Source organism: Erythrobacter sp. S227 (assembly GCF_057364925.1).
In genome coordinates, this window is the sequence record NZ_CP200280.1 from 1,665,309 (window position 1) to 1,682,292 (window position 16,984).

Consider the following 16,984-nt stretch of genomic DNA (forward strand, 5'->3'; position numbering starts at 1 on the left):
ATGCCGATCTCACCCAAAGAACTCGGTCGGAAACTCGCGATACTGCCCTTGCCACAAGGACGCCGCCTCAAGCGATATGTCGCCACTCGCAAACGGGTCGCTCACAAGTGCAAAGTGTGGGCCGAGCTCAGTGATCGGTTCCAACGCGCTCGCTTTGTCCTGAGCGCTCTGGCCGCTAGGCACACTCGGGAACCAATCGCCGAACGTCTCTTCTCCAAAGCCATTGGCGGTCAGGTAGTCACGCACCTGCTGTTCCGATTGATAATTGGCATACCGAATATTGCCATCCGCGTGCATCAGCGCGCGAAGATAGGCTGTGCCATCGGTTAGAGCGAAGTAGATTTCGGCAAGCCCATCACCGTCATAATCCTGAGAACCAAGAACCGTTGAGATATTGCCGATGAAGAGGTCATTCTGGAACCGGGTCTGGCTGTCGAATGGACCACCTGCTTCAACATCACCGCTTTGCACCAGCGGGTCGATGTAAATGCCAACAACACGCGTGTCGCCGCCCTGGCCGTGGTTATCGAACTGTACCAGACCATCGGCATCCACACCCACTTCGGCAAAACGGCCAATCCGGCGGTTCACAAAAATGTAGTCGACACTGCCATCAAGGTTGGCATCGGCCTCACCAATCCGCACCCAATTCGCAGCCCCGCCAAAATCATTGCCGCCAAAGTCGCGGATGTTGACCATGAAGGTATCGGGATCGTCACTGCCCGGATCAATCGCCAGCCCGTCGCCAAGGTCGAGCAACACGTCGATATCATCGAAACGGAGCACTTCGATATTGGTCACGCTGTCGGCACCTTGCCCGTTAACAGAGTAAAGCCCTTGCGAGGTCTCACGAACGTTGAACTGCTCGAAGTTTCCGGCAAAGACCGCCCGGTCAAGACCGACGCCGCCGTCAATGGTGTCATTGCCAGCGCCGCCAGTGATGATGTTGTTGCCGGTCGAACCGGTGATCGTGTCGTCAAATCTTGTGCCGGTGACATTCTCGAAACCGCTCAAGGTGACGAGCCCAACACCCGTATTCTGCGCGGTCGTCAGCGAAAGATTGACCGAAACGCCGTTATTCGCGCTGTCGAAGCGCAATTGGTCTGTGCCCGCGCCGCCGCGCAGATCATCATTCCCTCCGCCGCCATCAATGACGTCATTGCCGTCAAAGCCTTGAATGACATTGGCCGCCGCATTGCCGATCAATGTGTCGCCCGAATTGGAACCACCAAGGTTTTCAAAGCCGCTGATCGTGATGAAACCGGTGCCCACCTGCTGCTGGCTGAGCCTCAGGTCGACTGTGACCGATACGTTGGCGTGGAGGAAGCGCAGTTCATCAACGCCCGCGCCCCCGTTCAACGTGTTATTGCCAAAGCCGCCATCAATAATGTCATTGCCACCATTGCCGTTCAGGACGTTGTCTAGCACCGAGCCAAGGATGATGTCATCGCCAGAGCCGCCTTCGACATTCTCCACCTCTCCAAGCTGCTCGTTCACGCTGCTTGAGCCAAAAACACTTTGTGGGTTGTCGGACAAAGTGACGGTCAGGCCGGTTGTATTTTGGGTTAGATCGAAAGTGTCGATCCCATCACCACCGAAAAATGAACCCGAGCCCGCATTGTCGGTAACAATGAAGCGGTCATTGCCGCTTTCACCTGCGAAGGTAGCTGCACCGCCGTTATTGGTGAAGACGTCATCGCCGCCCCCACCTTGCACCTGAGTGCGGGACGAAGGAGGGGCACTGCCCGGCCCCACGGTGATATTGTCGGCGAAATCGGTCCCGAAGATACGAGCGACCGCTTCGATATTCTGGATCGTCCCTCCGCCAACAATTGTCGACGAACCGCTGATCAGGTCATCGGTGTTGAGAGTGATGCCGGTGCTTGAACCGCCAAATGACAGTGTAAGTCTGTCAAACCCTTCGCCGCCATCAACATTGTCGCCAATACCTGCGGCCAGTTGGTCACCGCCAAGACCGCCGATTAGCGTGTCCTGCTCAGTCCCGTTGTCAGGCGCAGCGATACGATTGCCATCAAAATCGCCTGAAGAGATAAAGTCGTTGCCGTTGCCGCCGATCAACATATCCGCCCCCGCACCGCCTGCAAGATCGGCCTGTGGTGGGTCACCAAATCGGTCAGAGAGATCAACCGTGATCGTATCGTCCCCGTCGCCCCCAAAGCCGGTCAAAGTTGTCGATGTGACATCACCAGGCTCAAACAGGGTAATCGTATCGTTGCCCGCGCCGCCATCTGCTGAGCCGTAGGTTTCGATGATGTCATCGCCATCACCGCCGCTTGCCGATGACCGGAAACTTTGACCGGTGTAAATTGTGTCGTTTCCACTGCCGCCGAAATAGCTTCCGCCATTAAAGGTGCCGCGCGCATCAATCAGGTCATCGCCGGCACCGCCAGAGACTTGCGGACCAAAACTGCCAACCGACATGCTTATTATGATCTCGTCATCACCGCCATTGCCGTTGATGATCGCATTGCCGATCGGGAAATCCTGATAGATCGCAAGAAAATCGTTGAACTCGCTGCCTTGGATCAATTGAATGTTTTCAATGTTGGAGATGGTCCCGCCCGCAATCGTCACAGGCCCGGTTTCAAGCCCGCGAAAATCTGCGGTCACACCCTCGGTCGCAGAACTGAAGTTGATTTCCAGCCGGTCGGTGCCGCCAAGACCGTCAACGTCCTGCCCTACGACCGCTTCCAGATTGTCGTTACCCTCTGTGCCGAATACCCCTGGGTCGGTTCCAATTGGTTCATCCAGCGAGATGATATTGACGAAACCGCCGAAAGTGCTCGTGACGATGATGGTCCGATCATCGGATGTGACCCGGATCGCATCACCATTATCGCCGCTATCGAATGGCCTGCCAGTGCCAACTCCCGCCAGACTGAAAACCTGTCGGGCAGTCCAGGTTGTTGTGTCAAAAGCTGTCAGAGTTGCCCCTGACAAGGCGAGCAGAAATGATCCGTCATCGCTGAAGCCGAATCCATCATCGAAGAAGCCCCAGAAACGCTCTGCATAGACAAAGTTGAAGTCGAGATCGTAAACCTTCAATCCCTCGCCAGCGATGTACTGAGCGATCAATCCGGCTTCTCGCGAGACTGCGAATACACCATTGCTAGGGCCAATTGGGCCCGGCCCGATAAAGTTGTCGCCCGAAGAAACCACGCGTCCTTGCGAGAGATCGTAAAGCTGGAGGGCTGCGTTGGAGATGTCGATATCTCCGATCAAAACAAACCCGTCGCTTTCGAAGAAAATGGTGTTCGTACCAAAGCCGGGATTGAACGAGGTGGATGCCTGCTGCGTATCCAGATCATAGATATATGTCTGCGGTCCCGAAACGAGCAGCTGGTTGCCGTCAATCGTCTCCACGTCTCTTGCATTCAGGCCAGATGTATTCGGCAAAATCGTTGACGCACCGGTCGCGAGATTCACCTCATATATCGCGGTCGTCCCTCCGCTGGTCTGCGCGCCAATCACATAGGCTATCGAGGCATCGTCCGAGATCGCCATCGTAAAGAGCTCGGCTGCGACATTGATTGTTTGAAGCAATGCGCGTGTCGCGACATCAAACACCAGAATATCGCCGCTGGTGGTCGATACAAAAATCTTTGTTTCATCAGGGCTCAGCTGAGAGCTGTATGCACCAACATCGACCAGATTGAATACGTCGTATCCAGGGCCACTCAAGTCTGGTTCAGACATCTTCTTCCTTTGCTATGAAGTCTGTTTTTCTGTTTGATAGTTATAAGCAAAGTTGACTTTGAGCCAAGGCCGTTTGGATACTTCTCAATAGTACCCGGCTAATCCGACTACTGCTCCTGAAGGCTATCAGAAACCGTTTTCAGGATCGGTTTCGTCAGATAGGCCCAGACGGTTGTTTCTCCGGTTAAAATTTCCGCTGTTGCGATCATGCCGGGTTGCAGGCTGATCAGATCGCGCCCGGGCACTTCGCGCATTGACGCCGTGTCGACTTCCAGATTGACGCGGTAATAAGTCTCGCTTGACCCGTCCTGCGCCTGCTCGGTTAAAGTATCGGGACTGATAAAGACAACCTTGCCGTCTGCCGAGCCATAGATCGCATTGTCATAGGCATCAAAGTTCACCCGCGCTTTTTGGTTGAGCTTCACAAAGGCAATGTCGCGTGGGGGAACGCGGGATTCCACGATCAGCTTCTCGCCCACAGGCACAATCTGGAGCACTTCTTCACCGGCGCGAACAAAGCCGCCAATGGTATTGAACCGCACGTTCTTGACCACTCCGGCAGTGGGCGCGCGCAGGGTCGCAGCTCTGAGGCTATCTTCGGCCCGGGCAAGGATTTCGCGAGAGGCTGCGAGTTCCTCATCCGTTTGCGCAAATTCGTTTTGCAGGTCGCGGCTGTAATCGGACCGGACCATCGAGATACGGCCTCTGGTCTCGACCACCTCTCGCTGCATACGGATTATCTCGGACCTTGCGACATCGCCCGTGTCCAAAAGCGGTGCGCTCAGATCGAGTTCCTGCTGCTGGAGGCTGGCCAGTTCCTGAAGCGTGCGCACCTCTTCGGTGAAGGCTGCACGCCGACGCCTGTACAATTGGCGCTGGTTGGACATGAATTCATCATAGCCCTCAATGGAGCTGGGAAAGGTCAGCGGGCGGTCGTATAGTTCGGCATTGATGCGCGCCATGCGGCTTTCAAGCGCAGCCACTTTGACGCGCGCTTCGCGGACCGCTGCTTCGAGTTGGACCATGTCCAGTGCCACAAGCATTTGTCCAGCGATGACTGTCTCACCCTCGCGCACGGCAATATCCGAAATCGCCCCGTCCTGTTCGCTCTGAACAATCTGAATGCGCGAAAATGGCACCACTTTGCCCGGCGCACGCGTCACCTGGTCAAGCTCCGCCCACTGCGCCCAAGCAATGAAGATGGCGACGGCAAGACCGATCGTGATGATGATCAAAGAGGCCGGACGGATGAGCTTGTTCATTTGGGTTTCTTCATATCCAATCGGGTCGTCACCAAGCCTTCCGGCTTCCTCGCACCGCTCCCGCTACCGCCGACTGGCGGCTTTTTCGGAGCGCCTTTTAGAGGCTGGTCATGAATGACCTTGCCATTCTCCAAAGCGACAAAGCGAGTGCAGCGCGTAAGGAGTTCCTTCTTGTGCGTCGCCATGATGAAGATGCCTTTTGGACCGCATGCATCCATCACCGCGTCGAGAACCGCTTTTTCCGTATTTACATCAAGCGCCGCCGTGGGTTCATCCAGCAACCAAACATTGGGCGATTGGTGAATCAGCCGGTTTAGCCCGATCAAGGAACGTTGGCCGCCTGAAAGACCTGCACCACCCTCTTGAACTACGCCATCAAGACCCGGCTTTTGCTCCCCGAACAGGGCCTTGAGCCCGGTCGCGCATGCTGTCTGGATCAAGGTTTCGTCGGGAACATCGGACAACCCCATGGAGAGGCTATCGCGCAATGTCCCCCGAACCAGCCGCGAGCTTTGCGAGAGATATCCGACATGCCCCCTAACCGCATCTTCAGAGAGAAAGTTGAGGTCATAACCGGCCAGAGAAATCGCGCCTGATTGCGGCGAATACAGGCCCGCCAGCAGTTTGAGCAGAGTGGATTTGCCCGCACCCACTCCGCCGACAAGAGCCACCCTTTCACCCGGCTTGAACTCCAGGCGCTCAATCTCGACGACTGGCGGCCCCTCGCCATAAGCGAAGGAGACATCGCTCACCGTGACAGGTCCGACCATGGACGATGGTTTCAAGCTGGCACTTGCCACAGTGCGTTCAACGGGGTGTTCCAACAAGGCATCTAGCGCTTTGAGCGATGAGCGTGCATAGCCCCATTGAACAATTAAATTGGGCAATTGCGCAATCAACGGGCCATTGATGCGCCCAACAATAATCGAACAAGCCAGAAGTCCGCCGGTCGTAATCTGACCCGTGGCCGCAAGATAGGCGCCATAGCCCATGACCGCGACATAGCTCGTTTGCTGGACCGTCGAGAACAATGACCCCGAGACCGCCGAGGCACGCTTCACCGGCACTTCGTAGTGGTGGATCTGGCGGATGAGCTTGTTCCACTGGCCGATCATTTGCCACGAACCGCGATTGGCTTTGATCGTTTCGGTCGCATCCAACATCTCGACCAACAGGCCGTTTTTCTGATTGCCAGTGACCTGCGCCCGTTCGGCCCCTTTGCGAATAATCCGCGCAAAGAACCAGGCGAGCAGCAGTGCGAACGGAAGGCTGATGATTGGCACCAGGGCGACGCTCCCACCGATCCACCCGATCACGCCGATGAACAGTATAGCAAATGGCAAATCGGCAAAGACGAACAGTGAGCTCGACGACATGACCTGCCGGATCTGCTCTTGCCCCTGAATTTGCGCGGCCATTGTGCCGATCCCTTTGGGCCGGGCGTCAAGGCGAATGGCCTGCGCCCTTGCGAAGAAAAATTCGGAGACTTCCTTGTCGATATTTTGCGCCTCGGCCTCGATCAAAACCGCGCGAAGGCTTCTCAACGCAAGGTCTAGGACCAGCGCAAACAGCACGCCCGCTGTCAGCACAAACAACGTCTCAAAGCTCGCCAGTGGAATGACGCGATCGTAAAGCTGCATGGCATAAAGCGAGGTTGCAAGCGTCAGGATATTGGCAAAAATCGTCGCAAACCCTGCAATCATAAGCACGCGACTGCGGCGTTTTATGGCCTTGGCGAAAATGCCAAACGCAGATGTCGGGTTTTCGCGCAAGGGGTCGGGAATTGTCAGGGCAAAGAACGATTGCCCCTGGTCCCAAATCAACGCCTCAGAACTGGCAATAACTGCCATCTGCTCTTCACCAATCCACTGCCGTGCGACAAGCCAACCGCGCGCCGGATCATGTACAAGAAGCGGGAACTGGTCTGGCTGGGGTCGGCCCTCAATCACTTGCGGCGCATTCCAACCCATCTTGGTCCGCACAGCCTCAAGACTGTCAGCACCTTCGCCAAGGGTGTCCTCGCCAAGCTCTGCTTCCCAACCGGGTGGCAATGAAGCACCGCTTGCCTGCGCAAAGGTTTCAAGCGCCCTTAGAAGATCATGTTTGGCCATCGGTTTGTGCACTATATGCCCTGTGGCCGCCAATAGCACGATAGCGCCAGAATACGCGTTGCGGAGCCAGCCACATTCACCCGCGCATCACGGTAAGAGACACTCGCAAAAGTCTTTTCACGCGCGGCATTCATCACATCGAGCCAACTGCGCCGCCCGGCAACGAATTGGCGCCGATAGCTGGCAAGCAATTCTGTCGCTGCATCGAGCGCCATCTGCCCCGCCTCTTCGCGCCGTTGGCTTGATCGCAGGGCAACATACTCGCTGCTGGCAACGCGCCGCATTTCCTGATCCGCTTGTCCCAATAGTGCAATCGCCCGCTCAACCCGCGCCTCCGCGCTGCGGGTCGCTGAAAGCTGGGATAGCCCGTTGCCGGTTTGCCAACGCAGTGCGAGCGCGGCGCGCGCACCCGTCAGCTCATTCTGGGAAAGCTGGACAAGCAGCTGCGGGAACAGGCCGCTGCGGGTGACCTTTCTTTGCGCATCAGCAAGATCAATCTCGCCGCGCAGACGCTCCAACAGAGGAGAACAGCTCATCGCTTCGCGCAAGCCGATCTCCTGAACAGGAAGGCCAAGGGCTAGGTTGTGCGTTGGAAACACCGGCTTTGGAACGGGGCCGCCCACCAACTCCTCAAGTCGAAGCATGGCATTCTCGCCGATCTCGCGGGCGGAGGTGATCTCCACCTCAAGCTGTGTCAGGCGCGAGCGAGCCAATCTGAGGTCCGCCGCCGGAGACACTTCGCGTGCAACACGCCGCTCAATCGATTCAGCAAGCAGGCGCATTTCTGCAAGGCCGGTCTCCAGCGCTTCGACCCGCTCGAACGCCAGCAGCGCCTCATAATAGGAATTTGTGATAGCAAGCAGGATATCGAAGCGGATTTCGCGCAAGGCCGTGCGACCGATGTTGCGGCTGGTCCGTGCAACCTCAATCGAATTGTTGATCCGGCCCGCTGTCCAGATCGGCTGCTCCAGCGCAAGGTTGACTGCCAAACCATCGACGTCGGCCGCATTGGACCCGCCGGTCGTTGCAAGGATTTCAGCGCTCAAATTGGGGAACCGTTGCCACTTTGCGCCGCGCAAATCGCTGTTGAGCGCTGCTAATTCGGCCAATCCTGCAAGAACCTGCGGGTTCTGGCTAAGGGAGGTTTCGACCGCATCGAGCAATGGTTGCGGAAGGTCCGGCTGATCTATCGGAGCGCGGCTGGAACTTCCGGTGTCTTCTGGCCCATAGGTCTGGGCGGCAGTTGGCACTGATACACCAGCGAGTACGGTAGCAACCACCGCAGCGCCGCCTGTCTTCAAGGCAGCGCGCTTTGCCGAGACCACGAAAGTGGAGCCCCAAAAAACACCGCGCGCCCTAAGCATTTTGATCGTAAGTCCCATAAGTCTCAAAGATGTCTTGCCATCCCGGACGCCAGTTGACCAGTTTATAGTCCCGTGTGTGTCGCAAAGAAGCGAGGTTAGAGGTAGCGGTCGTACACGTCTTTCAAGCGCGCACGGTACTTCTCGGGGCTGTATAGAGCCGCCTGTAGTTTGCCTCGCTCAGCCAAATCTGCCCGTAAATCCGCGTCAGCATCAATCGCCCTGATAGCCTTTGTGATGGCGCTGGTGTCGTATGGGTCAACTGCATAGGCGGCATCGCCGGTCACCTCGGGAAGCGAAGACGTGTTTGAACAAATCACCGGTGTCCCGAGCAGCATGGCTTCGAGCGCTGGTAGGCCAAACCCTTCGTAAAGAGATGGAAAAACCGCAGCCTTTGCACCCCTGATCAGGCTGACCAGAAGCGGGAACGGGGCATAAGGCATTTGCACAATGCGTTTTCTTGCGCCGCGCTGGCGCTCAACCCCGCCGTAATAGGATGATGTATCACCCAAAAGCTTGAGCTCCTGATCGGCCTTCCACGCCTGCGCACCGACGATCACAAGCGGAGTATCGACCTGCGATGAAAGATAGGCCTCGATCATCCTGCCGATGTTCTTTTTTGGCTCTAACGAACCCCAGAACAGGAAATACCCTTTGTAATCCATGCCGGTCAGGCCTTCGACTTCGCGAGCGACCTGATCCTCGGGCTTGTTTGCGTATTTGTCCGGGATGCTGACCGATTGATATGTGTTGGTAATCCGGTCCGGTGAAATGCCGACCAGTTCGACCAAATCGCGTTTCGAATTTTCGGAGACGGTCACAAAATGCTCCGCCTTTTTATCAAGCTTTTGCAGGAGCTTGAGGTAACGGCGTTTGTGATCAAGCGTCGTATAGGGAAGCCGCAAGGGCACAATATCGTGCAATGTGTAGAGGTTTGGCTGCCCCTTTAGCCAAATCGGAATAGGATAAGTCCAGTGCACCAGATCGGGCTTTTCATCGATCCGGATGGCCGAAGGGCGCTGCCAAAGTTTGAACGCGCTTTGGGAACGAATGAACAGATCACGCGAGTTGAACAGGCGATCAAACGCAGGAAGGCGTGATTTGAATGTCTTTGTGACGACCTTGCCCGTGACGGGGATACGCTTGGCCCGAAATGTAAATGGCGCATGGACCGCTTGCTGGGCCTGCTCCAGTATCCGGAAAAACTTGTTTCTCTCATCCTCGCCTAAATCAAAGAAGTGAATCTCGCTCATCAGGTCATTTTTCGACGCGCTCATCCGGTTGCCGTAAAGCACATCAATCTCGTGCCCGAGCGCATGGATTTCATAGCTTAGATTGCGCGCATAGGTTGCAACCCCAGTGCCCTTCTCCAATCCCAAATTGTATCCGTCGATCAAAATTCTGGACAAGACGCTATTCCTTAAAAATGCGGGAGTTGAAAATCGCCGCAACGTCTAGAGGGCGGCGTTGCTCCAATCAAACAGAAGATCATCCAAAAAGAGTATTTGCTCAGTATTGAGGTGAAATGACTTTGCAGAAAGGCCAATTGCGCAAAGAACCTCTATCTGGAGGCACCAAAGTCGCCGATGAACACCACACATCTGCTCGACCCTGTCTAAACTCGCGTAAGGCCTAGCCAGTTGGATAGCTTGCCACTATCCATGTTACAACGTGATCGCCACGGGGGTGCAAATGGCAGACGGCAACAATTTAGAGGCGGCGAACGAGCGACCAAAGCCGCGCCTGTTCTTAAGCTACACCCGTGCCGATATTGACGCTGCTCGCCCGATCATCTCCATTCTGGAAGATGCCGGCTTTGACGTGTGGTGGGATGGCCTTCTTGAAGGCGGGGTAAACTATCTGCCCACAACCGAAGCCGCTCTTGAAAACGCGGACTGCGTGGTGGTGCTCTGGTCAAAGCTTTCGGTTGATTCCAACTGGGTCCGCGACGAAGCGCAAAGCGGGCGTGAGCGCGGCAGACTGGTTCCCGTTTCGCTTGACGGGACGATGTCGCCATTAGGCTTTAGACAGATACAGCTTCTCGACATCAGCAGTTGGAAGGGCGATCCAAAAGCCGCTGAAATGCAGAGCGTTATCACGGCTATCAACGGACTGATCGCCTTGCATGATGGAGACGCTCCACGTGCAGATTCGCCTGCGCACACCAGTGCAAATCGTCCGGCCACCACAGTCGGAACAGACGGCGGGGCGATATCTCGCCGAAACCTTATTCTTGGTGGTGCATCCATCGCGGTGGTCGGGGCTGGCCTTGCTGCATGGCAATTCGACCTTCTACCGTCTGGCACAGCCGGTGATGCCGTGGTCGCGATGGCGGTCTTGCGGTTTTCGAACCTCAACGGGGATGAAGAGCAGGCATGGTTTAGCGACGGGCTCTCGAACGAGCTTCGACAAGTTTTGGCGCGCAATCCGCGGTTGAAGGTCTCGGCCCCGACTTCTTCGACCGCGCTTGAAGGAGAGGACGAATTCGAGATCGGGCGAGCTTTGGGCGTGCCCTACATCTTGCGCGGCAGCGTGCAGCTTGCCGACGGCATTGTGCGCATCAGTGCCGAGCTTATACAGATCGCCGATGGAGTTGTGCGTTGGGCTGAGAGCTATGATCGGGCATTTTCCGATGTGTTTTCAATCCAGACCGAGATCGCACAAACGGTTGCTCTTAGCTTAGTCGCCCAAATCGCAAGCGAGCGTGAGGCCGAAAGGTCTCTCATCGATCAGGAAGATGTCGGCGGAACCAATGACATTCGCGCCTACGAAGCATTTCTGCGGGGCATGGCCTTGGCCGAGCTTTCTTCCGGGGTCGAAAGCGACCGCGCAGCGCTTGCACAATTTGATGCTGCAATCGCTTCGGACCCATCCTACGCAAAAGCATATGCAATGCGCGCCAATCAACTGGCCGGGATTGCAAACGCCACGCCCGATGCAGGCGAGATCACGCGTTTGTTCGACCAAGCTTTAGAAGCAGCCGAGAGGTCAATTGAACTGGAGCCAGCGCTTGCTTCAGGCCATTTGGCGCTCGGCTTTATTCTCAATAACGGCAAACTGGACCGCGCAAGCGCAGCGCCACACTATCAACAGGCAGAACAACTAGCGCCCGGCGATGCAGATGTTCAGCGATCAGTGGCAATCTTCTACGCCTACGGGGACAAGCAGGACCTTGCGACGCAAATGATCGACAAGGTCATCGAGCTTGACCCGCTCAATGCCAGAGCGTTTCGAACCGCGAGCTTCGTCGAATTGCTGGCCCGCAATTATGAAGCAACCATCACCCGTGCAAACGAAGCGCTGGCGATCAATCCCAACTTCGCGAGTGTCAACTACGCAGCGGGCACAGCATGGTTGATGAAAGGCGACCTTCAAGCCGCTGAAAATGCGTTTGCCAAGGAAACTGTGCCGGTGTTCCGTTTAGTTGGGTTGGCGATAGTCAGGCACAAGTTGGGAGATACAAAGCTGGCACGCGAAGAATTTGATGCCTTGGTCGCGCAATACGGCGATGCAAGCCTCTACCAACATGCACAAGTCTACGCTGGATGGGGCGATGTTCCATCCGCGCTCAACGCTTTCGAAAGGGCGGTCGAAGCGAAGGACCCTGGCCTTTTGCTGGCACGCAATGATCCTCTGCTTGATCCGCTGCGGACAAACCCTCGTTTTGAAGCGTTGCTATTGGACTTGACCATATGATAGCTCATACTCGGTCCAAAAATCCTTTAAGGGGGGAACTATGAAATTCATTCCATCGAGCTTTATTCTGGGGTCAGCCGCTCTGGCGCTCGCTGCGTGTGCAGGCGAAGCAGAAGAGGCAACAGAATCGCTTGAAGCCGAAGCAACCGAAGTGGCAGAGACTGCCGAAGTTGAAGCGCCCGAAAGTGGCGCTGAAGAGGCGACAGCAGAAACTGCGAGCGATGCCGCTGGCGACGACGAAGAAGAAGGCACTAGCAACCCGATCGGTCCAATGGCCGCTCCTGGCGAAGAATAATTCGTGATTTGGCCGGTTTGTCCACCGCCAGTCCGCGGATTGGCAAACCGGCTTATTTCCCGACCGTTTGGGTTCGGTCGCAATTACCGACCGCCGATCACTCGATTGATCCAATCAAGCGCCGCGGCAACACGGGTGTAACGGCTCGCCTTCCCGGTCTCACCACAACTGAAACCGGAACTTACCACGCCGATCACCCGCGGCCTGCCATCTGCATCGCCATAGTAGATTAGCGGACCTCCGCTGTCCCCTGTGCATGCCTGCTGTCCGTTCCGACCCGCAGCGCATAGCGCTGAATTGAGGTAAGCACCTCTGTAGTTGGTGGAATCGGTGCACTCATCCAGAGGGTAGACCTGCAGCTTTGCCCCGAGCAATGTATCTGTCGTGGTGCCCGTCCGATACCCTGTAAGACCCCAGCCATAGACATAGGCGGGCATTCCGCGCGGTATCGAACGCCGGCCCACGGGCACATTGTCTAACGCAATGCGGGTCACGGCATTGGTGGGTCCCAGTTGTTCTCCGCGTGATGCATCATACCGGATCAGACCAATATCGAAGCCAAATTTATGGATCGAAGGCTTGTATCTGTTGTGTACATGAACCGACAGGATCGGAAAGCTCATGCCTTCGTCCTCTCGCGGATTGTGAACGCCAAGGCGCACACGGTAACCCCGCCCTTCAATTGATGCGCCCCGGTCTCTTAGACAGTGCGCTGCGGTCAAAATCCATCCGCTCTTGATGATTGAACCACCGCACAAAACGCGCTCATGTGCTTGCAATGGTCGGGGAATGCCGCGAACCCGTTCGGGCCGCCATAACAAGGCCTGCCAAGGGGCCTGACCTGGCCTCAATTTATAGCCATTGCGTACATAACCGGTGGAACCGCAGATGGTGTCGGAATAGACTTCTCCGCGAAACTCAACGGAATTTGTATCGCACAGCGCTTCCTCTTGAGCGGCTTGCTCTGCAAGCAATTGTCTTCGTAACGCCTCCTCTTCTTCTTCGGTGAGCGGCGGCTCATAAACCGCTCCTGCAATAGCAAGGGGTATATCCGCCTCCTGCATCGATGCAGTTTCCAGGATATCGCATGTATCCCGGTCATTACCCTCGTCGCATAGCCTGGCGTAAAGCTCATATGCGCGCGGCGTGTTCTGTGGCATGGTATCGCCTTGCCTCAAACCATCGGCGAGCGAGCGGCATGCATCTTTCTCGCCCTGTTCGCACCCTGTCTCGAGCAAAGGCTGGGCCCTGCCCCACATTTGCGAAGACCCGGCATAAAAGAGCGTATTGGCAGCGACCCCTGCCCGCTGACAGGCATCGGCTTGTCCGTTCTCGCACGCATAGGCGAGGAAATTGAAAGCAGATTGATTGCTTGAGAATACCGTTTTCCCGGTCAGGTAGATTGCCCCAACTTCGGTGCATGAAGCAAAGTCTCCCTCGTTGCAGCGTTCGGTCAGGATCGGCAGGTTTCGAGCGTTTTCCCCTGCCTCACAGTATCTTTCATTGAGGCTGCAGGCCCGGTCATACATCGCCAGAGCGTAGGCCTGATCTTCGACGATGCCTTCGCCCAGCATCGCTTTATTGCCAAGGTCTTCGCAATAGGCAGTCTCCCCTGCCTCGCACCCAAGATAGAGCACACGCGCCGGATGAGGCAGGCCCGGGGGGGCCTCATCCGAATAGGCCAATCGGTTAAGAGATATGCAAGCCTCGGCATCACCGGCCTCGCATTCCCTGATCAACAAGGCGACCGCTTCGCTGATCGCGGGTCCGCCTCGATCGGTGTAAAGCAGAAACCGGGCGAGGCCCAGGCACGCGTCTTGCGCACCGCGTTCGCAAGACAAACGGAACAGTCTTTCTGCTTCTACGGTGTCGCTCTCGATCCCGTTGCCTTCCGCTCTCGCAATTGCGAGTTGCAGGCAACCATCCATCGAGCCAAGACTACACGCACGCTCGAAACTGCTCGTGGCCGCGGGACGGTCCTCGACCTCAAAGACGACTCTGTTCAATCTGCCCAGCTGGTAGCACCCGTCGGCGAAATCGTTTTCGCAAGCCTCACTGTAGAGGATGTTCGAGACCGGGCGAACCTGCGCAACGCCACGGCCATATTCATACGCCTCGCCCAGTTTTGTGCAGGCGGATTGATCGCCTTGCGCGCATGCCGTCTCATTCCGGTCAAACTCGGCCTGTTCGCGCGCAATAACATCCGCCGGCTTTTCCTTGCCTGCACGAGTTGTCCCGATTGGGTCGTAGGTTTGATAATCTGCCGCGCCCGAAGAAGTTTCGGCACGCTCCGTTTCCCCCACCTGCGCCAACGCGGCATTGGAGACGACAGCTAAGGCAAACGACAGGGACACCGAAAGGCACAGCGACACGGGCAGGGACAGGCCCATTGCACCTGACAAGTGTGTCGGTCTGCGGCCTCTGAAAATCGCCATTGCACAATCCCCCAAATGCAAGCACACCAAAGCTTTAGCAGGTATCACCGGCAGGCTTGTGTCCTTACCCTTGCGGTGACTATGCTCCAAAAACACCGGAACGCGAAGAGATAGATCATATCACCCATGTCTGAAAAAATCTTCGCCTCTTGGAAACCGCATCTTGCGCTGGGCATAACCGGGCATCGGCCTGACAATCCGATCTTCAGCGCCAATGAGACTAGCATCACCAAAGCTGTGGTGGCGGTCCTGGACACGATTGACACAATTTGCCGTGAAGCATCGGGCGATGAGACGACGGATGGCGCGGATACTGTTCGCTTCCACAGCCTTTTGGCACCGGGAATTGATCAAATCGCAGCGCAGGCGGCCATCGACAAGAATTGGCAATTGGTGGCGCCCCTTCCCTTCGGACTCGGACTGAATCTGGCGATCAATGCCGACGCATCGACCAGTGGCGATGTTGACGCCGTGCGCAATGGACGAGCTGCATCGGACAAGACTGTCGAGAAAAAGGCAGAGCAAATTCGCAGCCTTTATGCAAAGGCTGACACCTTCGCGATTGCAGATCAGGACGAGGAGATCGCAAGTCTTCTCGCCCATTCCCTCGACGACCCGGCCGATACGCACAGCAAGGACCGGTTGCAGGCGTTGATTTCAGACAATGTCGCTCTGACCGGGCAGATCATGATCGAGCGGTCAGATCTGCTGATCGCCGTTTGGGATCGCAAACATTCAAGTCTGGAAGGCGGGACCGGGCACACCATTGCAACCGCGCTGTCTCATGGAATTCCCGTCCTTTTGATCGACATCTCGGCACAGAACACTTGGTCGATCCTGACCCTGCCAGAAGAGTTGGGGCATCAGGCGAGCGCTGACACATCCCCAAAAGACTTGACCAAGCTTCGCACTATCGTCGAACAGGCCGTCACGCCGTCGGCAGACGGGCGCAAGGCTTTGGAAAGAGAGAAGTGGCGGCCCAAAAGCTTTTTTGGCAGCGGTATTTATCGTTTGACAGAAACGGTGTTTGGCGGGCGTACCGTCAGTTCTGGCACATTAAGTTCCGAATACGAACAGCCTGAACAGATCGCACAAGGCAGCGCCGCGGATTTGGTCTATACGGCCACGGATTTGTTGGGTCCGAAGGCTGCAAAGACCCAAACAATTCGTGAAAACCTGTTGCCGACCTTCGCATGGTTCGACGGGGTCTCCAGCCGCCTGTCCGATGCCTATCGCAGCGGCATGGTGATCAATTTCGCTTTGTCTGCCTTCGCGATTATCGCCGGGATCGCCTATCTGCCGTTTGACCTTGCGAGCCATAAATGGATCTTTGCTTCGGTCGAGCTCGGCCTTCTGTTTGCAATCTTGCTTATCACATTTGTGGGTTCGCGCAGAGGATGGCATCGCAGGTGGTTTCAAACCCGGCGGGTGGCCGAATATCTGCGTCACAGCCCCACTTTGTTCATAACCGGTGTCTCACGTCCCGCAGGCCGCTGGCCCAGCGGGGAGGTTACCGACTGGCCCGAGAAATACAGCCGGGATGCCTTGCGCGCTGCCGGACTTCCCAATGTCGAGGTCGACCGCGATTATCTGCGCAAGGCGCTCGCGCAGGTCGTTTTGCCCCAACTTCGCGGACAGCGGCTTTACCACGAAGCAAAATCCAAGCAGCTAAAACGCGCGCATGACCGCATTGACGGATCAGCCGATGCCTGTTTCCTCGCCGCTTTCATTTCAGTGTCGATCTATCTCGCAATCGAGTTGGGCGCGGCAGTGGGTTGGCTACCCGCCGACCTGCCCTATCAGGTTGCCAAGGCCTTCACCTTTCTGGGCGTAGCGCTCCCGACATTAGGCGCAAACCTTGCCGGTATGCGGTATTTCGGAGATTTCGAGCGTTTCTCCTCGATTTCCAACGTGACCGCCAAAAAGCTCGCCAATATCGAAAACCGTGTCGCTCTGCTTCTTTCAGGAGACGGTGAACGGCTCACTTACAGAGCCGCAAGCGACGTGGTAAGACTGGTCGATGAAACAGTGATCGAAGAGATCGCGAGCTGGCAGTCGGTCTTTGGTGCAAAGCACCTGTCGCTCCCAGCCTAAGCGCAGCGTTAGG

Annotated in this window: 9 protein-coding genes; 3 read left to right on the forward strand and 6 right to left on the reverse strand. The window is 56.4% G+C overall.

Annotated elements, in window-relative coordinates; translation table 11 throughout:
- Positions 1–9 precede the first annotated feature (9 nt).
- From AC0V6Q_RS07890 to AC0V6Q_RS07910, 5 genes are all read right to left on the reverse strand, one after another.
- Positions 10–3,717 (reverse strand): beta strand repeat-containing protein, encoded by a 3,708-nt coding sequence (locus AC0V6Q_RS07890; RefSeq protein ID WP_486167845.1) that lies wholly within the window; start codon positions 3,715–3,717, stop codon positions 10–12.
- Positions 3,718–3,824: 107 nt separating this feature from the next.
- Positions 3,825–4,979, reverse strand: a complete 1,155-nt coding sequence (locus AC0V6Q_RS07895) for a beta-barrel domain-containing protein (protein ID WP_486167846.1) — start codon at positions 4,977–4,979, stop codon at positions 3,825–3,827.
- Positions 4,976–7,090 (reverse strand): ATP-binding cassette domain-containing protein, encoded by a 2,115-nt coding sequence (locus AC0V6Q_RS07900; protein WP_486167847.1) that lies wholly within the window; start codon positions 7,088–7,090, stop codon positions 4,976–4,978. Before AC0V6Q_RS07900 ends, AC0V6Q_RS07895 begins: the two co-directional genes overlap by 4 nt.
- An 11-nt stretch (positions 7,091–7,101) precedes the next feature.
- Entirely contained in the window at positions 7,102–8,472 is a 1,371-nt protein-coding gene (locus AC0V6Q_RS07905; RefSeq protein ID WP_486167848.1) for a TolC family protein, read from the reverse strand.
- 77 nt (positions 8,473–8,549) lie between these two features.
- A complete protein-coding gene (locus AC0V6Q_RS07910; RefSeq protein ID WP_486167849.1) occupies positions 8,550–9,902 on the reverse strand; it encodes a glycosyltransferase family 4 protein in 1,353 nt (450 codons plus the stop codon).
- 241 nt (positions 9,903–10,143) lie between these two features.
- On the opposite strand from AC0V6Q_RS07910, the gene AC0V6Q_RS07915 reads away from it, so the two are divergent.
- Positions 10,144–12,147: a TIR domain-containing protein gene (locus tag AC0V6Q_RS07915; protein ID WP_486167850.1), complete on the forward strand. Its 2,004-nt coding sequence runs from the start codon at positions 10,144–10,146 to the stop codon at positions 12,145–12,147.
- 40 nt (positions 12,148–12,187) lie between these two features.
- Positions 12,188–12,442, forward strand: a complete 255-nt coding sequence (locus AC0V6Q_RS07920; RefSeq protein WP_486167851.1) for a hypothetical protein — start codon at positions 12,188–12,190, stop codon at positions 12,440–12,442.
- Positions 12,443–12,525: 83 nt separating this feature from the next.
- Here AC0V6Q_RS07920 and AC0V6Q_RS07925 read toward each other — a convergent pair whose 3' ends face one another.
- The gene (locus tag AC0V6Q_RS07925) at positions 12,526–14,877 is read right to left on the reverse strand and encodes a trypsin-like serine protease (RefSeq protein ID WP_486167852.1); all 2,352 of its coding nucleotides are present in this window, start codon (positions 14,875–14,877) and stop codon (positions 12,526–12,528) included.
- A 126-nt stretch (positions 14,878–15,003) separates the two neighbouring features.
- Between AC0V6Q_RS07925 and AC0V6Q_RS07930 the strand changes: the two genes are divergently transcribed.
- On the forward strand, positions 15,004–16,971 hold the full coding sequence (locus tag AC0V6Q_RS07930) for a hypothetical protein (protein ID WP_486167853.1): 1,968 nt from the start codon (positions 15,004–15,006) through the stop codon (positions 16,969–16,971).
- Positions 16,972–16,984: the final 13 nt, after the last annotated feature.